Genomic DNA, 21,654 nt, shown 5'->3' with positions numbered 1-21,654 from the left:
GCGTAATTATGTCTGCGCGGCGCATCGGGCGTGTCGCGCCTGCGTTACAATCAGCGTCCTTACCGTTGGAGAAATACATGCAGCAATATCAAGATTTGATCAAGACCGTCCTCGAAACGGGTAGCTGGCAAGACAACCGCACGGGCATCCGCACCCTGAGCGTGCCGGGCGCCATGATGCGTTTCGACTTGGCAAATGGCAATTTCCCTGCCGTGACCACCAAGAAACTGGCTTTCAAATCCGTGATCGGCGAATTGTGCGCCTTCCTGCGCGCCTCGCGCAACGCGGCCGAGTTCCGCGCGCTGGGCTGCAAGGTGTGGGACCAGAACGCCAATGAAAACGCGCAGTGGCTGGCCAACCCCTACCGCGAGGGCGAGGATGACCTAGGCCCCGTGTATGGCGTGCAATGGCGCCAATGGCCCGCGTATAAACTGCTCGACGCCAGCCAGCCGGCGCAGATCGCCGACGCGCAAGCGAACGGTTTTACCCTGGTCGCGCCCATCGTCGAGGCCGGCGTGCAGAAAGTCCTGCTGTACAAGGCCGTCGACCAGTTGCGTGAATGCCTGGACACCATCATGACTAACCCGGGCAGCCGCCGCATCCTGTTCCACGGCTGGAACCCGGCCGTGCTCGATGCCGTCGCCCTGCCCGCCTGCCATCTGCTGTACCAGTTCATCCCCAACGCCAGCACGCGCGAAATCTCGCTGTGCCTGTATGTGCGCAGCAACGATATCGGCCTGGGCACGCCCTTCAATATCGCCGAAGGCGCGGCCCTGCTGCACCTGGTGGCGCGCCTGACGGGCTATACGCCGCGCTGGTTCACGTATTTCATCGGCGACGCGCACATCTATGAAAACCACCTGGAGATGGTGGAAGAACAATTGAAGCGCACGCCCTTCCCGGCGCCGAAGTTTGTCATTTCCGAGCGCGTGCCTGATTACGCCAAGACGGGCAAGTACGAGCCGGAATGGCTGGAAAAGATCGAACCGTCCGACTTCTCGCTGGACGGCTATGAACATCACGCGCCCATCAAGGCGGCAATGGCAGTCTGATGGCGGTCACTGCACTGGCGGCCCTGCACCGCAAACTGTTTGACGAAACGGATGGCAACAAGTTCGCGCGGCTGAAAGACCGGCTGCTGAACAAGCATGGGATGGACGAGCGGCAGGCCGTGCTCGACATCCTCGTCGGCTACGCCAAAGAAGGCCAGCTGCTGCACTGGCGCAACTTCCTCATGACGGACATCATCGCGCTGGCCGAACCTGGCGAGTGCGGCGACTTCTTCACCACCTGCCTGGACGTGCCCGAACTCAGCTACTGGGCCGTCGATGGCATGCTCAAGAGCATGGGCAAGGCCGCGTATGGCCCGCTGGTGGCGCTGGCCGCCAAGCCAGAAGCAAAGTTGAGCGCGCGTGCCAAGGCCGTCAAGAGCCTGGCCGTCTTCAGCGGCCAGCCCTTCGACCGGGGCTTGATGCTTGATCCCGGCCACTGGAAGGTGGAGCAGCTGCGCCTGGCCGAGGTGCTGGCCTGGCAGGCGGATGGCTACCCCGCTGGCCACGGCTTCGCTGCCCCGGCCACGCATGCCTCGCTGGCGGCACCGCACTCGCCGCTGGAAAAAGCCGCCGCGCAGCTGGAAAAGAAACTGGCGGCCAGGCGCCGGCGCGAGCAGGACCTGGCGCAGCCGTCGAACTGGCTGGCCATCGCCGACCCGGCAGACCTGCGGCAGATCGCTGCCCACTGGACCTTGCCGGAGCACTATCAGCGCTTTCTGGCCTGCTACTCGCCGCTGCGCGTGAGCATCGACGGGGAAAATTATTTCCAGGGTCTGAACCTGTATGGCGCGGCGGAACTCGTCAAGCGGCAGCACGGCTATGCATGGAACCCTGTCACGCAGGAAAGCATTGCCGGCTGGCCGGAACACTACCTGGTGATCGCCGATGCGGGCGCCGATCCGTATTGCCTCGACCTGGGCGCCATCACCGACGGCGACGCCCCCGTCTACACGGCCGAACACGGCGCCGGCACTTGGCATTTCGAACGCCATGCGGACAGCTTTGTCGCCTTCCTCACGGAAATCGCCGCCGCTGCCTAGCCCGGCCTGGCGTACTTAACCCGGTCCCTCGCCCCCACCGGGGCCGGGACCGCCAGGGCCGCCGGGACCGCGGCCGCCTGGCGGACCGAAGCGCGGCTCGCGTTCGCCCTCTTTTGCCGCCGAACCGGCGCCGCCCAGGCGGAACGACAAGCCCACGTACAGCATGCGTCCATCGAAGCGGCGCGTGCTCGTCTCGCGCAGGGTCGCGCTGTTGATGACGGTTTCCATCTTGTTGCTGTTGAACACATCGGTCACGTTCATCACCAGACTCAGCTGTGGCGTCACCGTGTGGCGCCAGCTCAGGTTCACCGTGTTGTTGGGTGAGCGATAACCCTGTCCCGACAAGGTCTTGCCCTGCATTTGCAATGCCAGCTGCAGCTGGTTGCTGGGGTCGAACTGGTAGTTCAGGCGCGCGCGGCCGCTCAGGGCGTTGGCCGTGCGCGTGCTGCGGTTGCCCAGGTCGTCCGAGCTGGTCTGCTGGCTGCGCGCCAGGTTGCCGCTCGTGTTCAGGGTCAGCGATGGCGTGAGCTTGCCGCTGACGCTGAATTCCAGGCCGCTCGAATGGCTGCCTTCGCCGTTTTCGCGCGTGGTCAGCAGCACGTTGTCGCTAATAAAGTAGCGGTAGTCGACGATGGCATCCGTGTCGCGCCGGTGGTAGGCGCGCAAGCTGCTTTCCAGCCCGGCGATCTTGGTTTCGTATCCGATCTCGAACGAGTCCGTCTGCGTGGGTTTCAGCTTGGGGTTGCCGGCCGACACATTGAATTCGTCGCGGTACACCACGTACGGATTCAGGTCGCCCGCGTTCGGGCGGCGGATGCGGTGCGCATAGCTGAAGCGCAGATTGCTTTCGTCGCTGACCTTGTAGGTGGCAAACAGGCTGGGGATGTAATTGACGTAATTGTTGCTGGCCTCGACGCCGCTGGTAATCTGGCGCACGTTCAAGTCCGTGTATTCGGCACGCAAGCCGGCCAGCGCGCCCCAGCGCTCGTTCAGGCGCATCTGGTAGGAACCGTACAGCGCGATGGTGCGCTCGTCGAGCTCGAAACGGTTGCTGCGCATGGGGTTGACGGTTTCCGCAAGGCTGGCCGGATTGATGTCCGTATACAAGGTGTCGAAACTGCTCTTGTTGTCCGCCACCTTGTAGCCCAGCTTGGCCGTGCCGCCCGCCAGCGGACGCTCGTAGTCGCCGCTGAAGTCGACGATGCGGTTGCCCGTTTCGCTGTGCTGGCGCGCGCGGCTGTCGAAGGCGTTGACGGGCGCGAGCGCATAGGCGTTGGCGTAGTCGCTGTCGCTCTCGTTGGTCGACGACGACACGCGCAAATCGATTTTCAGGCTTTCGCCCGGCAATTCACCCTTGTGGTCGTAGCGCCCGCCCCAGCTGTAGTTGCGGCTGTCGCCATTGCGCACGGTGCTGCGCGTATAGTCGCCGATGGTGTTGCCCAGGCTGTCGCCATTGAGGTAGCGGTCCTGCGAGCGCTGGTCATTGCTGCGGCCGTTATACGACACGCTGGCGGCCAGCGTGTCGCTGGCGTTCAGGTTGTAGTTGACGGTGCCGTTCACGCCCAGCGAGTCGTTCAAGCCATTGCTGGTGGAACGCTGGCTGCTGGGGGCGAAGGCGCCCGTGTCCCGGTCCAGGCGCTCGCGGCTGACTTCGCCGACGGAATTGCGCCCGTCGTGGCGGACATTGATGCCGCCCTGGTAGCCCCATGGCCCCTCGTTGTAGGTGCCGGACACGGCCGTGTTATAGCGCCCGGCAATGCCCGCATTCGCGTTGACGGTGGCAAAGCCGCCCGGTTTGCGGTTGCGCCGCATCACCAGGTTCAGGATCGGCCCGCCGCCCGCCTCGTTGCCGAACTGGGCGCCCGGATTGTTGATCACTTCCACCGATTCGATATCGTCGGCCGCCATGGCGTTCAAGGTGGCGCCGCGCGAATCGCCCTGCAGCATGGCCGACGGCTTGCCGTCGATGAGAATCTGCACATTGCTGCTGCCGCGCAAGGATACGCTGCCATCGGGATCGACCGCGACCGAGGGGACGTTATTGAGCGCATCGGCCGCCGTGCCATTCGTACTGCCGACGTCGGACTTGACGTCGTAGACTTGCCGGTCGATGCGGCCCGTGGGCCGCTCGGCCGTCACGCTGACGGAGGGCGGCGCGTCGGCTGCCGGCGCCTTGGCGGGCGCTGGTGCCGGTGCGGGTTTGACGACGGTCTCGCCGGTGGCTGGGGTTTGCGCCTGGACGGCGGCGCTGGCGACCAGCAGGCTGCTGCCCGCCAGACAGTGGAAAAGGAGTGTATGCATTGGGCTAAAAAAGTAATCGAGACGCTACGGATGAGGCGCTACGCCGCAGCGTGAGGGCACAGGTGTGGGCACAGTGAAAGCATGCCACGACTACAAGTACCAAAGCAAATGCGAACCATTGTTATTTACTTCAATTTACAAATCTCTTGCGCTTGTGGCATTCCAGCCTCATCCGATAAGGATGAGGCCAAGGAAATATTACTTCAGCAAGCCATTTCCACGTGCCAGCTTCAGCCAGCCCGGGTATTCCGTCATCAACAAATCATACAGCTCAGCGTCGCTATGCTCGTCGGGCGCGCTGACGGAAAAGTAATTCGCGTTGTCGACCAGGCGTCCTTGCAACTCGTCGAGTTTCTCCAGGAAGGGGAAATCGGAATCGGCAAAGGCGGCGAGGAACTTGCTTTTCGATTTGCGCCCCTTGCCGATGCCCATGAATTGCCAGAAGATCGGTTCATTGCTGGCCCAGCGCAACTGCTTCTCCGTCGTCGCCTGGTCGCTGGTGCCGCCATCCGTTACGAACATGACATATACGGGCAGTTCGGCCGCGACGGGCCGCGTGCGCTCGCCGCCACGGGCATCGGGAAAATAAAAGGCGCGGATGGCCTGCATGGCGGCGCCATAGCGCGTGTCCCCTTCCAGCGGATGGCGCTGTATCGCCTGGCTCACATAGGTATTGCAGTTGCTCAGTGCCATCGGCGCCGGGTGGTGGACGTTCTTGCCGAACAGGAAAACGTCGATCTCGCCATCGTCATCGAACTTGCAGCCCAGGGCCAGGATGCGTTCGGCAAAGCGCTGCACCAGGCCTTCTTTATACAGGCGGCCCATGGAACCGGAAATATCCAGGCACAAACACACCTTGGCGCGGTGATCCGCCAAGCCCACTTTTTGCAGGGACACGCCCGCCTGCTTGACCAGGCTGACCAGCTGCGGCGCTTCCCGCTCGACGCGCTTTTCCAGATTGATCTTGGCTTGCTGGATGGCCGATGCAGCAGGCGTGGCTGGGGTGGCAGGGGTGGCCTGGTCGACTTCGCCGCCAAAATGGCGCACCAGCGCGTCCAGTCCCCCATTGAAACCCTGGCCCACGGCCATGCAGCGCCAGCCGCCCTCCTTGCGGTAAAGCTCGAGCAGCATGACAGCTTTTTCCTGCGCAAAATCGGTGCCCGCAAAGGCAAAGCGCGCCAGGTCGCACCCGCCCGCCTGCAGCCGCACATGGCCAGCTTGCAGCTGCGACATCACGCCGCCGCCATCGATGGACGCCGTCACGACGAGGCGGTCGATACTGGCCGGCAGGCGCGCCAGCTGCAGCGCAAAAGCGGCCACATCGCCGCCGCTGCCGCTGCGCGCTTCCACGCCGCCGCATGGCGTGCGCGGCTGGTTGAAGAAGGTCATGTAGCGTTCATCGGACAATTTGCCGCCGGCATCGAGGCCGAAGCAGGCCACGTCCAGCGCCAGTCCCTGCGCTGCCACGCCGATGTCGAGCACGCCATCGGGAACGAGATTGGCCAGCGGCAAGCGCTGTCCCTTGCTCAAGGTTTCCATCAGTATCTCCTAGGGAATGTAGCGGCGCGGGTTGTCCGCATTGAAATCATCTTCGTCATCCTTGTCCTCGCCCTTGAACACGACGGGACCGTTAAAGGCCAGCTGCAGGCTGTCGCCCTGCCAGCTCAGCCACGGCGTCGCCTCGCTGCCGGGGTCGGACGTCTTGCCGGACGGCTCCAGAATGATGCTGTCCGGCGTGATACGGGCCATGCCGATCACATAGGTGTAGACGGTGTCGTCGTCGGCCGCCTTGGACAGGCGGAAGTCGAACGCGCACTCGACGATCTGCTCGCCATACTGCATGACCATCTTCGGGCGCATGGATGCGACGGACACGGCGCCGTTGGCCAGCGCCGAATATACGCTGAAGACCAGGCCCACCGAGCCGCCGTAGTGCAGCGCCAGCGCGGGATTGACTTCCACCGTTTCCGTGGCCGGTTCCTTGCCCGAGGCGCCCGCCACGTCGCCCATATGCCGCACGAAGGGCATGGCATCGAAATTGCCAGGGGTATCGGGCGCCTGGATGAAGCGCATCTGGCCATTCGGCAAGAGGATGCCGACCCGCAAGTCGAGGTCGTCGTTATCGTCGTCGCCATCGCCGTTATCCACCCAGGTGGCCTTCACCGTGAGTTTTTTCGGCGCGCCGGCGCCCTTCTCCAGCGACACCTTGTGCGTCTGGCCCGCCTTGGTCAGCGAGATTTTCGAGAGGGAAATCTTCGGCGCGGGTGCAGGCGCGGCGGCCGGCTGCGCCACTTCGCCGCCAAAATGCGCCACCAGCGCATCGAGGCCGCCGTTGAAACCCTGTCCCACAGCCATGAAGCGCCAGGCGCCATCCTTGCGGTAGAACTCGCCCAGCATGACGGCTTTTTCCTGCGCGAAATCCGCTCCCGCATACGCAAAGCGCGCCAGTTCGCGGGCGCCGTCAAGCAGGCGCAGATAGCCGCTGCCCAGCTGCGCCATGGTGGCGTCGCCATCGATGGCGGCCGTCACCACCAGGCGCTCGATGGATGCCGGCAAGCGGTCCAGCTGATAGCTGAAACCGGCTGCATCGCCAGCGGGCGCCTGCGTTTCGACACCGCCGCACGGCGTGCGCGGCTGGTTGAAGAATGTCATGTAGCGGTCGTCGGACAGCTTGCCGCCAGCGTCGATGCCGAAACAGGCAAAGTCCAGCGCCAGGCCGGCATTGCTGATGCCCAGTTGCAAGACATTGCCCGTGACGAGGCCGGACAGCGCCAGACGCTGCCCCTTGATCAGGTTTTCCATGGAATGATGTATTCAGATGTGGGAGCATCGGACCACGGCCCAGGCCGGGCGCGTCGTCCGAATGTGCAGTAAGTCCATGGCAGCACCAGGCCGCCATGAACCGCCGTTCTGTGTTCTTTACACAGCGATAAGAGCTACGGACAACGGTGCAGGGCAAGGCGCGCCACCGAAGACAGTACGCATGGTACGGCGAGGTGGCGCAACGCCGCCATGGGCCGTTTTCCGCAGCTCTCAGTAGACCTGACAAAACCGTAGCGAGCGGCAGTGAGTTGTGGCCGGGACGCGGAGCTGTGCTATGCACGGGGCCGCCAAGGCAGTGAACATCGGAGGCCGCAAATCGCGCCGCGCCGGTGGTTTTGACAGGTGTTCTTAAGCGTTGATGCCGAAAGAACGTGCCAGAGGCCCCAGGCCGCCCTTGAAACCCTGGCCAATGGCCTTGAATTTCCATTCGCTGCCGGCACGGTAGACTTCGCCGAAGATCATGGCCGCTTCCGTCGAGCCGTCTTCCGACAGGTCGTAGCGGGCGATTTCCGCACCGTTGTCGCCGTTCAGGCAACGGATGTAGGCCTTGCCGACCATGCCGAAGTTCTGCTTGCGCGCTTCCGCGTCGTGGATGGTGACGGCCACGGCAATCTTGTCGATGTCGGCCGGCACGTTGGCCAGGTCGACGGCGATTTTTTCATCGTCGCCATCGCCGCCGCCCGTGGTGTTGTCGCCAGCGTGGACGATGGAGCCGTCAGCCGACTTCAGGTTGTTGTAGAAAATGAAATCCGCGTCGGAACGAACCTTGCCGTCCGTTTTCAGCAGGAAAGCGCTGCCGTCCAGGTCGAATGCGGCGCCATCGGTGGCGCGCGGGTCCCAGCCCAGGCCAATCACGATTTTCTTCAAGCCAGGAGCTTCCTTGCTCAGGTTGACATTGCCGCCTTTTTGCAGACTGATCGCCATGGTATTTCCTTTTAATTAGTAGGTTGCATTCGGTGTTTCAGGGCACTACGTCAGGTCACTACGCCGGTTGCCCGGCAAGATGAGCCATGAGCCTACCATAAACCAAATGCGTGCCATAGCCGCACTATTGAAAATAATGCCAGCCCTTGCCATACCTTGCCATCCTGGCCAGCCATGCCGGAGCAAAATGGCGGGAAATGACCGATAATGCCGCTCGACAAGAATTTTGCCTTCCCATGAGCGATCTGAACCCTGGCATGACACCGCACGCAGGCAGCACGCGGCTCGACTGCATTCCCGGCACCCTGTGCGATGCCCGGCTGTGGTCGCGCCTGTCCCCCTTGCTGGGCGACAAGGCCGACCTGCGGCACATTCCCCTGCATCTGGCGCGCACGCGTGCGCAGATGCAGGCGCTGATCGCCAGCCACAGCGCCCCGGCGTCGCACCTGCTGGGCTTTTCCCTGGGCGCCTACCTGGCGCTCGAACACGCGCTGGCGCATCCGCAGCGCGTGAAATCCCTGACCTTGATCGCCAATTCCGCCCAAGGGCTGCAGCCCGGGGAAATTGCCACGCGCCAGCGAGTCGTGACCATGCTCGAACGCAACGCCTATGCGGGCATCACGCGCCAGCGCCTGCGCGAACTGCTGCATCCAGCGCATCTGCAGGACGCCTCGATCACGGAGCTGATCCGGCACATGGGCCTGGACCTGGGCAAGGACGTGCTGCTGGCGCAATTCATCACGACCATCGAGCGCCCGGACCTGATGGCGCGCTTGCCGGAAATCACCTGCCCCGTGCTGATCGTGGGCGCCGAGGACGACAAGCTCGTCAATCCCGACCACTTGCGCGCCATGGCGGCCCGTTTGCCGCATGCCACCCTGCGCATGCTGGACGGCGGATGCGGGCACATGAGCGGCCACATGATTCCGCTGGAAGCGCCGCACGCGCTGGCTGGCGCGATACGTGCGCATCTGGAGGCAATGGACAATTTCAACGATAATGGCGGGCATAGCGCACCGCGCCCACTAACTTCATAGAATCAATGAGCCATCTGACCATCATCGTTGCCACCGACCAGCAAGGCGGCATCGGCATCGACAACACCTTGCCGTGGAAGCTGCCGGAAGACCTGGCGCATTTCAAGCGCCTGACGACGGGCCACCCCATCCTCATGGGCCGCAAGACCTTCGACTCCATCGGCCGTCCGCTGCCAAACCGCCGCAACATCGTCATCACGCGCAATCCGGACTGGCGCCATGACGGCGTGGAAGCCGTGGCGTCGGTGGAAGCGGCCATCGCCCTGCTCGACGGCGCCGAAGGCTATGTCATCGGCGGCGCCGAGATCTACAAGCAAGCATTGCCCCTGACACAGCGTTTGATCATCACGGAAATCGGCCAGACCTTTGATTGCGACGCCTTTTTCCCCGCCGTGGATCATGCCGTGTGGCAAGAAACCGCGCGCGAAGCGCATGTTTCGGAGAAAACCGGCCTGCCTTACGCCTTTGTCACGCTGCAGCGCAAAGCCTGATAAGGTGGCGTTTTCGCCGCACGCCTGAGCCTGGCGTTTGCGTCTTGATGCTTGCTGTAATACTGCTGTCACACCATTGCGTCACGCTAGCGCAGGCTGGTGCAACAGTGGTGCGATATTTTTTTCCCGCAGAGGCCGCATTTCTGCGAGAATCCCGTTCTTATTTTTTTTCTGCGACTGCCGGGTTCCCTTAAACACCAGGCTGCCGCGCCCTAGTCCGCCCCTCCATTACGTCAGGGGCGGCTTGCTTTTTTGGAGACATGCATGAAATTTCGTTTCCCTATCGTCATCATTGACGAGGATTTCCGTTCTGAAAATACGTCCGGCCTGGGCATTCGCGCCCTTGCCGCCGCAATGGAAAAAGAAGGCATGGAAGTGCTGGGCGTGACCAGCTACGGTGATTTGTCGCAATTTGCCCAGCAACAATCGCGGGCCTCGGCCTTCGTGCTGTCGATCGACGATGAGGAATTCGGCGGCGGTTCCGTCGAAGAGACCGACCACGCGCTGAAGTCGCTGCGCGCCTTCGTCGAGGAAATCCGCTACAAGAACGCCGACATCCCCATCTATCTGTATGGCGAAACGCGCACCTCGCGCCATATCCCCAACGATATCCTGCGCGAACTGCATGGCTTCATCCACATGTTCGAAGATACGCCGGAATTCGTCGCGCGCCACATCATCCGCGAAGCGAAATCCTACCTGGACGGCCTGTCGCCGCCGTTCTTCCGCGCGCTGGTGCACTACGCCAACGACGGTTCCTACTCGTGGCACTGCCCTGGCCACTCGGGCGGCGTGGCTTTCCTCAAATCGCCGATCGGCCAGATGTTCCACCAGTTCTTCGGTGAAAACATGCTGCGCGCCGACGTCTGCAACGCCGTGGAAGAACTGGGCCAGCTGCTCGACCATACGGGTCCTGTGGCCGCCTCGGAACGCAATGCCGCGCGCATTTTCAATGCCGATCATTGCTATTTCGTTACCAACGGCACCTCGACCTCGAACAAGATGGTGTGGCACTCGACCGTGGCGCCAGGCGACATCGTCGTCGTCGACCGCAACTGCCACAAGTCGATTTTGCATTCGATCATCATGTGCGGCGCCATCCCCGTGTTCCTGATGCCAACGCGCAATCACCTGGGCATCATCGGCCCCATTCCGCTGCATGAATTCACGCCGGAAAGCATTGCCCGCAAGATCGAAGCGAACCCGTTCGCGCGCGAAGCGAAAAACAAGAAGCCACGCATTCTCACCATCACGCAATCGACCTACGATGGCGTGATCTACAACGTGGAAACCCTGCGCGAAATGCTGGACGGCAAGATCGACACCCTGCACTTCGATGAAGCATGGCTGCCGCACGCCACCTTCCACGATTTCTACAAGAATATGCACGCCATCGGCAAGGACCGTCCGCGCGCCAAGGAATCGATGATCTTCTCGACCCAGTCCACGCACAAATTGCTGGCCGGCCTGTCGCAGGCCTCGCAAATCCTCGTGCGTGAATCGGAACAGGTCAAGCTGGACCAGGACGCCTTCAACGAGGCTTACCTGATGCACACCTCGACCTCGCCGCAGTACTCCATCATCGCTTCGTGCGACGTGGCCGCGGCCATGATGGAAGCGCCGGGCGGCACGGCCCTGGTGGAAGAATCGATCATGGAAGCGCTCGATTTCCGCCGCGCCATGAAGAAGATCGACCAGGAGTGGGGCCAGGACTGGTGGTTCCAGGTCTGGGGACCGGACAGCTTCAACGACGAAGGCATGGGCCAGCAGCAAGACTGGATGATACGCGCCGAGGACGACTGGCACGGTTTCGGCGACCTGGCTCCCGGCTTCAACATGCTCGACCCGATCAAGGCAACCATCGTCAACCCGGGCCTGTCGCTGGACGGCCAGTTTGGCGACACGGGCATCCCCGCGTCCATCGTCACGAAATACCTGGCGGAACACGGCGTCATCATTGAAAAATGCGGCCTGTACTCGTTCTTCATCATGTTTACCATCGGCATTACCAAAGGCCGCTGGAATACCCTGCTGACGGCGCTGCAACAGTTCAAGGACGACTACGACAAGAACCAGCCGATGTGGCGCATCCTGCCGGAATTCGCGGCCGCCAACCCGCGCTACGAAAAAATGGGCTTGCGCGACCTGTGCCAGCAGATCCATGATTTCTACAAGGCCTATGACGTGGCCCGTCTGACGACGGAAATGTATTTGTCGGACATGATCCCGGCCATGAAGCCGTCGGACGCGTTTGCCAAGATGGCACACCGCGAAATCGAGCGCGTCGCCATCGACGAACTGGAAGGCCGCATCACGTCCATCCTGCTGACGCCCTACCCACCGGGCATCCCGCTCTTGATCCCGGGCGAGCGCTTCAACAAGACCATCGTCGACTACCTGCGCTTCGCACGCGACTTCAACGAGCGCTTCCCCGGCTTCGAGACGGATGTGCATGGCCTGGTGAAACGCGAAGTCGACGGCAAGCGTGGTTACTTCGTTGACTGTGTCAAACTGGATGATTAGTGACGGCTCATCCAATCTCGCTTGTCGCGCTTTGCGGCCGGCGAGGCTCACCGTACTGGAGTACGGTTGCGCTTCTCGGCCATAAATCACTGGCGCTTGCCACGATTGGATGAACCGTCGTGACGTGCGTTGAACGTCATTAATGGCGCCGCCTGATGCAGATCTGGCGGCGTTTTTCATTGGGGGGCGGCGCGCACGCTTGCGCCAGATCAAACGGCTGGGGTATCGGGCTTCTAAGATGGGCCACTCGTGCCCTCGCGATGGCTGGCATATGACGCTCAAGGTGTGGCTGGAAATCATGCAGCAGGCGGCGGCTGGCAGCGGCGCCTTGCTGATGACGGCATTGAAGCAGGCTCAGGTAACTGTAGCCCGGCGGCACGATGGCGATGAGAACGCAGCCGGCATCGTGCTGTTTGCCGAGGCCGATGCCGCGCTGCTGCAAGCGCTGCCGGCGCTGTGCCGCCATGCGCACGTGATGGCCATCGCCGCCTGCGGCCAACTCCCCAGCTGCGCGCAACAGCGCGCCCTGCTGGCGGCCGGCGCCCTCGATGTGCTGCTGTGGCCGGCGACTAGCGTCGATGCGGGCCCGGTGCTGGCGCGGCTGCAGCGCTGGCAGGCCGTGGCGCAACTGCTGGCGTCCGACGCGGTACGCCTGCAACTGGTGGGCGACAGCGCAGCCTGGCTGACCGTGCTGCACCAGGTGGTGGAAATGGCCGCCTTCAGCCAGGCGTCGATGCTGATCACGGGCGAAACGGGCACGGGCAAGGATTTGCTGGCGCAACTGGTCCACCGGCTCGGCAACTGCAGCGGCGACTTCACTATCCTCGATTGCACCACCCTGTCGCCGGAACTGGCTGGCAGCGAACTGTTCGGCCATGAACGGGGCGCGTTTACAGGCGCGGCGGCCGCGCGCGACGGCGCTTTCGCCCTGGCCGACGGCGGCGTGCTGTTCCTCGATGAAGTGGGGGAGCTGCCGCTGCCGCTGCAGGCGCAGCTGCTGCGCGCCATCCAGGAGCGCAAATACAAGCGCGTGGGCGGCAATACCTGGCAACCGACGCAGTTTCGCCTCGTCTGCGCCACCAACCGCGAACTGGAACACGAGGTGGCGCGCGGCGCCTTCCGCGCCGACCTGTATTACCGCATCGCCGGCTGGCGTTGCCGGACGCCGCCCCTGCGTGAGCGCCAGGACGATATCCTGCCGCTCGCGCATTATTTTCTCGCGGAACTGGCACAGCAGCCGCCGCCCGCGCTCGACGCCGCCGTACGCGAATACCTGCTGCTGCGCGACTATCCGGGCAATGTGCGCGAACTGCGCCAGACCGTCACGCGCATCTGGCACCGCCATTGCGGCCCCGGCCCCATCACCATCGGCGCCCTGCCGCCAGAGGAATGCCTGCTGGCGCCATGCTGGCCCGACCAGCACTTCGAGGCGGCCGTGCGACGCAGCCTGGCCCTGGGCTGCAGCCTGTCGCACATCACGCGCTGCGCCACCGACATGGCCATCCGTCTGGTGCTCGATGAAGAGCACGGCAACAACCAGCGCGCCGCCGCCCGCCTGGGCATCACCGACCGTGCCCTGCAGATACGCCGCAAGGCGGCCTCCTGCGAGGAGCAAGCCGCTACTGCCGCGAGTATTGCCACTTCCACGACACCGCCGGCTGTCTTTTGATCTGCCTCACGCCAGCCGCGACAGCCGCGACAGCCGCAAAAAATTGCCGCCCGTGATCAACGCTGCATCGAGCGGCGGCAAGCCAAGCAGATGAATCTTGTGCAATTCCAGCCCCGGATGCAGCCAGGGACCGTCCGAGCCGAACAGGATCTTGTGCGGCCCCGCGCGACGCACGGCCTGCTGCAGCAAGTCGAAACGGCGCACGCCGGAACTGTCCGCATGAATGTTCGGGTGGCGCACCAGATGGTCGATCAGCGCCAGCTGCGCCGCCCAGTCGTCGCCGAAGCTGCCCAGGTGGGGCAAGATGAAATTGACGTCGGGATACTGCTGCGCCAGCAGCTCGGCCACGGCCACTTCGCCGGCCGGGTCGTACAGCACGGGCAAGCCGAAAAATCGGGCCGCGTCGCACACTTCGCCGCTGATGCGCGCATCAAGCCGGTGCGCCTTGATGCCGACAAAGCCGTAGCGTTCGACGGCCGTGCGCACCAGGTCCATGATGCGGCCCCTGTCGCGCCGCGCATGCACGAAGGCATAACCATAAAAACGCTGCGGATCGCTGGCCACGATGCGCGCCACGCCGTGGTTGGCGATGGCGTAGTCGGAGTGGAAGGCAGCGAACAGCACGCTGCGCGCGATGCCTGCCGTCTGCGCACGGCGCAAGTAGGCCTGCAGCGGCGCATCGCTGTCCCACGGCCCGCTCAAGCCGTCGCCGGGACCCGCATGGCAATGGCAATCGATGATCATCTTGCCGCACTATTGCCAGTCGCCCATCACGACGATGCGGTTGCCGCGCCGGCGCCAGCGCCCGCTTTCATCTTCCTGCTGCGGCGCAGGCGAACGGAAATGCGGCAATTGCTGGTGCAGGGCACGCGTCAGTGCGCTTTCCACGGCCCGCGCACTGCCATCGCCCTCGCCCGCCAGGCGCGCCGCCTGCCCGGCGATGCGCACGAAGCGGCGCGCCAGTTCCAGTTCACGGTCGGCCGGTGCCCCGCCCTCAGCTTCGCCTTGCATCTCCAACTCCAGTTCCAGCGCATTGCTGGCCGCGCGCCCCAGGGCCGAACCGAGCGCCGTGCCCACACCCGGTATCGGGATCATCGAACCAAGGGCGCCGCCGACAAAGGGCAAGGCCGTCTTGGCCACGGCCTTCAAGGCGCCGCCAAGCGGCTTGGCCACCTTGGCGATGCCAGCGCCCACTTTCTTGACGCCCTTCCACACGCTCTTGAAGACATTGCCGAGAAACTGTTCCAGTTCCTCCTCGCTGGCCACTTCCAGCAATTCCATGGCCAGCTGCAATTCTTCCTCTTCGCTGAAGACGGCAGGCGCGCGGCCCTTGCCTGGCCAGGTCGCGCCAAATTCCAGCACTTCAAACGCGGTGCCGGCCCGCTGCCGGCATTGCCCGCATTCACATTCGAGTTGGTGCATGATGCTCTCCTTCGCAGTCGTCAAGATACTATCGTTGTCAGCCCCACATTTCGCCCAGCACGGCCATTTCCAGTTCGCGCCGCTGGTTCGTCAACACGCCGCGCCGGTGGGTAAACATGTCGCTGTGGATATCCTTTTCCAGGCTGCGCCGCTGTGCCGCCGAAGACAGTGGCGCCACATAGACGTCATGCGCGCTCATGTCCATGCCCATCATCTTGCCGCACAGATGATGCTGTTTCAGGCGCCGCCGCAAATCATCGGTCTGGCCGCTGTAGGCGCGCCGGCCATCCTTGGTATTGAACTCGATCACATACAGGCCCGGCCCCGTGGCGTTCGCATCGTTGACGGCCTGCGGAATCGCTCCCAGCGCCTGGTAGCGCAAGGCGGCCGCGCCCGGCACGCGGCCCAGGGTGGACGCCAGGATGGGCGGCACTTCGTCCTGTATCCGGCCGTCATCCTGGTCCGGGTTTTGATCCTGCCCCTGGTCCTGCCCCTGGTCCTGCCCCTGATTCTGGTCCTGATACTGGTCCTGATACTGGTCCTGATACTGGCGCGTATCCTGATACGGCGCCGGCTCCTGCCGGTCGCCGAATACGGGATACGGCGCCGGATACATGCTGGGGTAGATGGCCCCATAGCCGCCCCAGCCCCGGTAGCGCGGCGGCAGATATGGCAAGGGCGGCGGCGGATAGGACGGCGCATGGCGGGGCGGACGGCGGCCCTGTGCCTGGTAGCGCGGCGGCGCGGGACGGCGCGGGCCGCGCAATGGTGGCCGCGCACGCAAGCCACCGCCACGCATGGCGCCGCGCCCGCCGCCTGGCCGCGCACGTTCGCCTTGCCATTCCCCCTCCCATTCACCTTCCCATTCACCTTCCCACTCGCCCTCTTCCTCTCCCTGCCCCTCTTGCGTCCACTCTTGCGACCATTCCCCCAACCGCTGCTGCTCGCCGGCCGCTCCCTCCCGCCCCGCAAAGGGCAGCATTTCAAACGCTTCGTTCATATCGCCTCCTCGTGTGATGTTCAAGCAAGTCCATCGCCTGTTCCAGTTGCCGCGGCGTCTGGTCGGCCCGCAGCAGAAAAGTCAGCGCGCCGGGACCGTCCCCCGCTTGCGCCAGCGCCAGCACGCCAGCGGCGCGCAAGGCTGGCTGCAAATGCGCGCGTCCGGGCAGGCGCTGCACGGGGAAGCTACCGCCCTGGCAGGCGATGCCGGCCGCCGCCATCCCCGTCCGCCATTGCGCCACCCTGGCCGCCAGGCGTGCACGCAAGGCGTCGCCCTGCTGCGCATTCAAGGTCAGGGCGCGCCGCGCCGCCGCCAGCACGGCGGCCGAAGGCGGACTGGCATGCACGCGCGTCTGGCTGTGTGACGCGAAGCGCCGCAGCAGCTTGCGGCTGCCGGCCAGTACGGCCAGCGGCACGCCAAAGCCCTTGGCCAGCGAAGCGCCGATCAGCAGGTAGCCGCCAAGTTCATCGTATCCGCCGCGCAAGCCATGCTGGCGCGCCGAGCCGCCGCCTTGCGCGCCCGACACGCCCAGCACTTGCGTGTCGTCAAGCAGCAGCAGTCCACCCTCGGCCCGCGCGATGGCCGCATAGGCTGCCAGCGGCGGCGCCTGTGCGCTGCCCGGTACATAGCCATCGGCCAGGATCAGCGGACGCCGTCCCAGCCTGCCCCAGGCCGCCACCAGGCGCCGCAGCGCCGCCACTTGGCCGCTGGGAAACACCTGCAGTGGCAAGCCCAGCGCCTGTGCCCGCTCGGCGCCCCAGCGCGCGATCGCATAGCTGCCGCCATCGACGAGGACCACCAGCGGGTCGGCAGCCAACATGCCGAACAGGTCCCAGAACAGATGCAAGGTCGATGGCAGCACGCAGGCCGCTTCGCAGCCTTGCAGCGCGGCCAGATCGGCCGCCAGCGCCAGCGCACCCGGCGGTTCCTGCAGCGCCGCCGGCTTGCCCAGGCTCAAAGTGCTCCACGGCGCCAGGCCGGCGGCCGGATGGCGCATGCCCAGGTACAGGGCACTTGTAAAGTCGAGCATGCACGCGCCCCGCCCCCGCCCTAGACGCTGCGCAGCTGCTGGCTCAGGCGCTGGCGCAGCAGCACCGATGGCATGGTCGATTCGATCGCCGGGTCGCTGCTGTCGACGGACAAGTCGACCCCCGTGGCGGCGCGGTAGCCGTGGATATAGCCTTGCACCTGCGGGCGCCAGAAGCGCGCCCAGTTGAACGCCTGCGTGGGTTCGTAGATGTCGCTCCAGTTGCCATAGCGCGCGGACAGCAACAGCTGCTCGCCGAAGATGGCCAGGTTGCGGAAATGCATCACGCTCGTATCCGTCCAGCCTTGCAATTTCTTCATGGCATCGACCCTGTCCATCCATGGTTCCGGATACGCCACCATCACGCGCGTGGGCAGGAATTCGCGGAATTCCGGCCGCGCCAGCATCCATTGCTGCATCAGCATCTCGATGCGCGCCGTCGACGGCAAGTCGCCGAACTGGTTGTGCGCGCCCTGCGACAGGATCAGGTGGATTTCCTTCAAGGCATTGAGCACGGGGAAGGCGTCCGCCTTCACGGTGGTGTCGTCATCCTGCTTGTAAAAGGACGTCAGCAGGCGCAGCAAGTGGTGGAAAGCCTCCAGGAATTTGGAGCGGCTATCGGCTGGCCGGAAGTGCTGCACTGCCTTGCCGTCCAGGCGCACACCGTAGTGATGGTCATACTCATAGTTCCGGCGCATCACGGTCAGCCGATGCTGTTCATCCTGCGTGTATCCCCAGAGTAAATTATTGAGCGGACGCAGCATGTCGATTTCCGTGTTCGACAAGGGATCGAGATGGTGGCCCGGCGCGCGCAGGTTCTGGAAACGCTGCGCAATGGCGTTCATGGTCTGCACCAGCATGCCCTCTTCGTGCCAGTACGACCAGATCAGTTCCAGCAGGCAGGGATTGGCGAGTTTTTCCTGGATGATGCCAAAGCACAGGTCCACTTCGCCTTCCTGGCCGCGCGGTATGCTGATGGGAATGTCGGGCAGCTTGCGGCGGATCACAGCCAGGTAGGGCAAGGTCTGGAAGCCGTCGATGTTTTCCAGGTAGTCATTGCGCAGCACCGTTTCCAGGTCGCGGCCCTGGGGGATGTCGCGCCGGTCCAGGTAGGCATTGTCTTCCGCCGGATTGAAGGCCAGCGGCTGGTTCAGCACGCCGCAATTGACCATCACGAACGCTTCCGTCGCCACTTTCAGCACGCGGTAGGAATCGGCATCCGAGAACGGCAGCGCGCGGCGCTGCTTGAGCTGCTGGAACATCTCGGCCTTCTTGACAAAGCGCTCCTGCTCGAAGCCGCGCACATTGGCCAGGTCGCCGCAGAACAGGCTGTCCATGAAGTGCAGGTAATTGGTGAATGACATCGCCTCGGTGCTGTTGCGTATCAGAGTCCACAGGGGCAAGTCTTCCGTCGGCTCCGTTTCCGTGCGCGTCAGCGACACGCCCACATTGCCCAAGATGGGCTGCGGCTGGCGCTCTTCCGTCTCGTATTCCGCGTCCACGGCCAGCATGGCGTGCGGACTGAGGCCTTCCGGCACGGGCAGGGCGCTGCGCAAATCCGGACGCTGCGCGAGCATCATCTGTCCCGTGAAACGGTGCATGCCGGCGCGCCGCACCGGGGTGGAGAAGGCGTTCGGCGTGCCGCGCAGGGGTACCCACGGCGCGGCCGCCAGCACCTGCACCTGCTCGCGTCCATCGGCGCTTTGATCGCCATCAAAGGCCACGCTGGCGATGGCGCGGTCGCCCACCCTGCCGAAATTGCAGTCGCTGGGCTGGCAATCGGCCGTCTCGAACACCAGCCCCACCTGCGCATTGAGCTGGGGCGTGAAGCACAGCACGGCACTGCAGCCGGCCTGCACCGTCACGCACTGGGGCAAGGTCACGGGGAAATTGCCGTACACGCCCACGTAACTGCCCGTCGCCAGGTCGGAAAACACGGTACGGCCGGCGCCGTCGGTCCAGCGCACGCCCACCAGCATGGCGGGGTCCGGCTGCCATGCGCCGGCAAGGAAGTTGTGGCAATCGGCCTCCGCTCCACGGTACAGGCTGATGGCCGCATTCACCAGCACTGTCCCGCTATCGTGCTCGTGGACGGTGACGGCGATGCTGCCGCCCTGGTGTTTCGGACCCGCCTGGCCCGCCCCCCTGTCCTTGCCACCCATCTTGTTGCTCATCTTGCTGCTCATGTCATTCTCCTCAATGGATAATCAAACGGGATGCCAGGGGCGGCAGCGTCCTGCCAGGCTGGCGGCCATGCCGCACGACATCGGCGCACAGTTCCGACGTATCCAGCGTGCTGCGCAAGGCCCAGTGCGTCAGCAGCCGTCCCAGCAGCTCACTTTCATCTTCGGGACTCAGGCCGCCGCTGGCGCGCGCCTGGCCCAGCACGGCAAACACCAGGGTGGGCGTGGCCTGGTACATCTGGCCCGGCACCAGGTTCCAGCAGCGAAACAGGTTGGCCAGCATGGCCGGCTGGCGCGCGTGCACGGCCATGGCCTCGGCCAGCGAGACGCCGCGCAAGGCGGGCGGGCGGTGCTGCACCAGCAAGCCGACCAGGGCCGCCATGCTCGTTTGCAACTGCTCCAGCAGGCGCTGCTGTCCCAAAGGCAGGCCCGCCAGCGGGTAATACGCCAGCCACAGCTGTTCCAGCCGGTCCCACTGCGGGTGCGGATACAGTGCGCGTCCCATGGCGCAGCTGAGGCGCACGCGCAGCCACGGCACCGGATGCGGGTCGTCGATGTTGAGGCGAAAGACAAACACGCGCGGCAGGCTGACCACGCCGATCAGGCCCAGGGTGGCGGCCACGCCCACGCGCGCCAGCGACCAGAAATCGGCGACGATCTCGGAAATCCAGCGCTCCCACAGCTGCCACACGTGCACGGCACCGCCGCCATGCTGCATGGCTTGCAGCATGGGCCGCAAGGATGCCACCAGGTCCAGCAGCGCCGCGCCCTGGTGGCCCACCTCGTGCACCAGCGACGAGGCGATGCTGCTGCCTATCATGCGTTCGCGCGGCAGGCGGATGATGGCGACGGGATTGTCGCCGCCTCCGGGCAAGCGCGTACGGGCGCGGCGGATGGCCGCCCCCGGCCCCCGGTCCAGGTAGCAGACCACGGGCGGCGCCTGGTACACATTGCCGGGCAGCGCCAGCGCGTCGGCGGCGACGATGTCGAGGCCCGCCAGCCATACGCCCGTCTTGTGCTCGCTGCGCTGCGTGATGACCTCGTTGAACAGGTCGAACTGGGTCAGCGCGGCGTTAAATTTCAGGCGCAGGAAGGTGAAGCGGCGCTGCGCCTCGGCGGCCGTGGCCATGCTGGCGCCATCGGCCTGCTCGCGCCGCAGCCACCACTGGAACTGGGCCACCATGCGCCGCAGTTCGCGCCGGCCCTGCACCAGCTGGCTTTCGATGGCCGACTGGGCGCTGGGCATCAGGGCGGCGGCCAGCACCGTCGGTTCGATCAGCGCGAACGGTTCCAGCCGCGCCAGCCGCGTCAGCAGCGAGCGCGCCTCTTGCGCCAGCATCCAGCCCGCATACGCGCCGATGGCCATGATGTCAGACGCCGTACAAAACGATTTTGTGGCCCTGGCGCGCCCAGCGTCCGCTGGCCGCCCGCATGCCGCCCTGTCCCTGGCCGCGCGCGCCGCCCTGCGCCATGGCGCCAGAGCCACCCGCGCCGCCGTTCTGCGTGGCCACCTGGCCGCCGGGACGGCCCAGCAAGCCCGGCGCGAACTGGCGTGCCGCCGCGCTGGCCGCCGCCTGGGCGATGGCGCGCGGATCGCCGTTGCCGCGTGCCTGGGCCGCGCGGTTGACGGTGTCGGCGGCCAGGCGCACGAACTGCTTGGCGCCCTCGAATTCGCGGTCTTCATTCGACGACGCTTCCGCTTCCAGCCCCAGCGCGCTGCCGGCCGCCGAGGCCAGGCCGCTGCCGATCTTGGCGCCCAGCGGACCGCCGAAATAGCCGCCGATGGCGCCGCCCGCAAGGGGAATGGCTTTCTTCGCCACGCCCTTGAGCACGCCGCCCACGGCCTGGCCCACGGGCGACTTGATGATGCCGCCAGCGACCGACGCGGCCTTGCGCAGGAAATTGCCGAGAAACTGTTCCAGTTCGGCCTCATTGCTGACCGACAGCAATTCATTGGCCAGTTCCATCTCCTCGGCTTCGGAAAACATGGCATTCGCGCCTCCTTCGCCGCTCCACTCGCCCTGGCCGAACTCGAACTGCTCCGCTTCAAAACCCGACATCTCCTGCCCGTATTCCAGGGTCGTACGATCTATGTCATGCATGATGAGCTCCTAAAAATAGACACCTCGGTTGACATCCCAGCAACACTCCAGTGCCGCACG

General features: G+C 64.6%; 17 protein-coding genes. 6 read left to right on the top strand and 11 right to left on the bottom strand.

Annotation, left to right across the window (positions count from 1 at the left end):
* Positions 1 to 77 precede the first annotated feature (77 nt).
* The gene (locus tag ACQ4WR_RS27165; protein WP_436491139.1) at positions 78 to 1,052 is read left to right on the top strand and encodes a thymidylate synthase; all 975 of its coding nucleotides are present in this window, start codon (positions 78 to 80) and stop codon (positions 1,050 to 1,052) included.
* The gene (locus ACQ4WR_RS27160; protein WP_436491137.1) at positions 1,052 to 2,092 is read left to right on the top strand and encodes an SMI1/KNR4 family protein; all 1,041 of its coding nucleotides are present in this window, start codon (positions 1,052 to 1,054) and stop codon (positions 2,090 to 2,092) included. The genes ACQ4WR_RS27165 and ACQ4WR_RS27160 overlap by 1 nt, the downstream gene beginning before the upstream one ends.
* A 15-nt stretch (positions 2,093 to 2,107) precedes the next feature.
* Here ACQ4WR_RS27160 and ACQ4WR_RS27155 read toward each other — a convergent pair whose 3' ends face one another.
* The 4 genes from ACQ4WR_RS27155 to ACQ4WR_RS27140 form a co-directional block, all read right to left on the bottom strand.
* Positions 2,108 to 4,393, bottom strand: a complete 2,286-nt coding sequence (locus ACQ4WR_RS27155; protein ID WP_436491135.1) for a TonB-dependent receptor domain-containing protein — start codon at positions 4,391 to 4,393, stop codon at positions 2,108 to 2,110.
* Positions 4,394 to 4,591: 198 nt separating this feature from the next.
* Complete coding sequence (locus ACQ4WR_RS27150) at positions 4,592 to 5,932, bottom strand: VWA domain-containing protein (RefSeq protein WP_436491134.1); 1,341 nt, start codon at positions 5,930 to 5,932, stop codon at positions 4,592 to 4,594.
* Positions 5,933 to 5,941: 9 nt separating this feature from the next.
* Positions 5,942 to 7,195, bottom strand: coding sequence for a TerD family protein (locus tag ACQ4WR_RS27145; protein WP_436491132.1), 1,254 nt, complete (start codon positions 7,193 to 7,195; stop codon positions 5,942 to 5,944).
* A 369-nt stretch (positions 7,196 to 7,564) separates the two neighbouring features.
* Positions 7,565 to 8,140 (bottom strand): TerD family protein, encoded by a 576-nt coding sequence (locus tag ACQ4WR_RS27140; protein WP_102299345.1) that lies wholly within the window; start codon positions 8,138 to 8,140, stop codon positions 7,565 to 7,567.
* Positions 8,141 to 8,376: 236 nt separating this feature from the next.
* Between ACQ4WR_RS27140 and ACQ4WR_RS27135 the strand changes: the two genes are divergently transcribed.
* The 4 genes from ACQ4WR_RS27135 (at position 8,377) to ACQ4WR_RS27120 (ending at position 13,860) form a co-directional block, all read left to right on the top strand.
* Positions 8,377 to 9,177: an alpha/beta fold hydrolase gene (locus ACQ4WR_RS27135; protein WP_436491130.1), complete on the top strand. Its 801-nt coding sequence runs from the start codon at positions 8,377 to 8,379 to the stop codon at positions 9,175 to 9,177.
* 5 nt (positions 9,178 to 9,182) lie between these two features.
* Positions 9,183 to 9,668 carry a dihydrofolate reductase gene (locus tag ACQ4WR_RS27130; RefSeq protein WP_102299342.1) on the top strand — a complete coding sequence of 162 codons (486 nt, stop codon included), beginning with the start codon at positions 9,183 to 9,185 and terminating at the stop codon, positions 9,666 to 9,668.
* Positions 9,669 to 9,932: 264 nt separating this feature from the next.
* Positions 9,933 to 12,191: an arginine/lysine/ornithine decarboxylase gene (locus ACQ4WR_RS27125; RefSeq protein WP_102299341.1), complete on the top strand. Its 2,259-nt coding sequence runs from the start codon at positions 9,933 to 9,935 to the stop codon at positions 12,189 to 12,191.
* 271 nt (positions 12,192 to 12,462) lie between these two features.
* Entirely contained in the window at positions 12,463 to 13,860 is a 1,398-nt protein-coding gene (locus tag ACQ4WR_RS27120) for a sigma-54-dependent transcriptional regulator (RefSeq protein ID WP_258003225.1), read from the top strand.
* A 6-nt stretch (positions 13,861 to 13,866) separates the two neighbouring features.
* On the opposite strand, the gene ACQ4WR_RS27115 is transcribed toward ACQ4WR_RS27120, so the two are convergent.
* The 7 genes from ACQ4WR_RS27115 to ACQ4WR_RS27085 are packed head-to-tail and all read right to left on the bottom strand — an operon-like array spanning position 13,867 to position 21,594.
* Complete coding sequence (locus ACQ4WR_RS27115; protein ID WP_436491127.1) at positions 13,867 to 14,604, bottom strand: amidohydrolase family protein; 738 nt, start codon at positions 14,602 to 14,604, stop codon at positions 13,867 to 13,869.
* A gap of 9 nt (positions 14,605 to 14,613) precedes the next feature.
* Positions 14,614 to 15,282 (bottom strand): hypothetical protein, encoded by a 669-nt coding sequence (locus ACQ4WR_RS27110; protein ID WP_436491125.1) that lies wholly within the window; start codon positions 15,280 to 15,282, stop codon positions 14,614 to 14,616.
* Positions 15,283 to 15,319: 37 nt separating this feature from the next.
* Positions 15,320 to 16,282, bottom strand: coding sequence for a GIY-YIG nuclease family protein (locus ACQ4WR_RS27105; RefSeq protein WP_436491123.1), 963 nt, complete (start codon positions 16,280 to 16,282; stop codon positions 15,320 to 15,322).
* Positions 16,266 to 17,312, bottom strand: coding sequence for an aminotransferase class I/II-fold pyridoxal phosphate-dependent enzyme (locus ACQ4WR_RS27100; RefSeq protein WP_436491121.1), 1,047 nt, complete (start codon positions 17,310 to 17,312; stop codon positions 16,266 to 16,268). Before ACQ4WR_RS27100 ends, ACQ4WR_RS27105 begins: the two co-directional genes overlap by 17 nt.
* 20 nt (positions 17,313 to 17,332) lie before the next feature.
* The gene (locus ACQ4WR_RS27095) at positions 17,333 to 19,495 is read right to left on the bottom strand and encodes an 8-amino-7-oxononanoate synthase (RefSeq protein WP_436491119.1); all 2,163 of its coding nucleotides are present in this window, start codon (positions 19,493 to 19,495) and stop codon (positions 17,333 to 17,335) included.
* A gap of 10 nt (positions 19,496 to 19,505) precedes the next feature.
* Positions 19,506 to 20,858 (bottom strand): hypothetical protein, encoded by a 1,353-nt coding sequence (locus tag ACQ4WR_RS27090; RefSeq protein WP_436491117.1) that lies wholly within the window; start codon positions 20,856 to 20,858, stop codon positions 19,506 to 19,508.
* Between the two features lie 4 nt (positions 20,859 to 20,862).
* Entirely contained in the window at positions 20,863 to 21,594 is a 732-nt protein-coding gene (locus ACQ4WR_RS27085) for a hypothetical protein (RefSeq protein WP_436491116.1), read from the bottom strand.
* Positions 21,595 to 21,654: the final 60 nt, after the last annotated feature.

The sequence above is a fragment of the Janthinobacterium amylolyticum genome (assembly GCF_051380655.1).
GTDB lineage: Bacteria > Pseudomonadota > Gammaproteobacteria > Burkholderiales > Burkholderiaceae_D > Janthinobacterium.
The sequence above is the reverse complement of the archived record's forward strand: the minus strand, read 5'-3'. Positions and strand labels throughout refer to the sequence as shown.

Bases quoted from the DNA above. Each gene is read 5' to 3' on its own strand.
- ACQ4WR_RS27165 (WP_436491139.1), top strand. From the start codon at position 78: ATGCAGCAATATCAAGATTTGATCAAGACCGTCCTCGAAACGGGTAGC.
- ACQ4WR_RS27160 (WP_436491137.1), top strand. From the start codon at position 1,052: ATGGCGGTCACTGCACTGGCGGCCCTGCACCGCAAACTGTTTGACGAA.
- ACQ4WR_RS27155 (WP_436491135.1), bottom strand. From the start codon at position 4,393: ATGCATACACTCCTTTTCCACTGTCTGGCGGGCAGCAGCCTGCTGGTC.
- ACQ4WR_RS27150 (WP_436491134.1), bottom strand. From the start codon at position 5,932: ATGGAAACCTTGAGCAAGGGACAGCGCTTGCCGCTGGCCAATCTCGTT.
- ACQ4WR_RS27145 (WP_436491132.1), bottom strand. From the start codon at position 7,195: ATGGAAAACCTGATCAAGGGGCAGCGTCTGGCGCTGTCCGGCCTCGTC.
- ACQ4WR_RS27140 (WP_102299345.1), bottom strand. From the start codon at position 8,140: ATGGCGATCAGTCTGCAAAAAGGCGGCAATGTCAACCTGAGCAAGGAA.
- ACQ4WR_RS27135 (WP_436491130.1), top strand. From the start codon at position 8,377: ATGAGCGATCTGAACCCTGGCATGACACCGCACGCAGGCAGCACGCGG.
- ACQ4WR_RS27130 (WP_102299342.1), top strand. From the start codon at position 9,183: ATGAGCCATCTGACCATCATCGTTGCCACCGACCAGCAAGGCGGCATC.
- ACQ4WR_RS27125 (WP_102299341.1), top strand. From the start codon at position 9,933: ATGAAATTTCGTTTCCCTATCGTCATCATTGACGAGGATTTCCGTTCT.
- ACQ4WR_RS27120 (WP_258003225.1), top strand. From the start codon at position 12,463: ATGACGCTCAAGGTGTGGCTGGAAATCATGCAGCAGGCGGCGGCTGGC.
- ACQ4WR_RS27115 (WP_436491127.1), bottom strand. From the start codon at position 14,604: ATGATCATCGATTGCCATTGCCATGCGGGTCCCGGCGACGGCTTGAGC.
- ACQ4WR_RS27110 (WP_436491125.1), bottom strand. From the start codon at position 15,282: ATGCACCAACTCGAATGTGAATGCGGGCAATGCCGGCAGCGGGCCGGC.
- ACQ4WR_RS27105 (WP_436491123.1), bottom strand. From the start codon at position 16,282: ATGAACGAAGCGTTTGAAATGCTGCCCTTTGCGGGGCGGGAGGGAGCG.
- ACQ4WR_RS27100 (WP_436491121.1), bottom strand. From the start codon at position 17,312: ATGCTCGACTTTACAAGTGCCCTGTACCTGGGCATGCGCCATCCGGCC.
- ACQ4WR_RS27095 (WP_436491119.1), bottom strand. From the start codon at position 19,495: ATGAGCAGCAAGATGAGCAACAAGATGGGTGGCAAGGACAGGGGGGCG.
- ACQ4WR_RS27090 (WP_436491117.1), bottom strand. From the start codon at position 20,858: ATGGCCATCGGCGCGTATGCGGGCTGGATGCTGGCGCAAGAGGCGCGC.
- ACQ4WR_RS27085 (WP_436491116.1), bottom strand. From the start codon at position 21,594: ATGCATGACATAGATCGTACGACCCTGGAATACGGGCAGGAGATGTCG.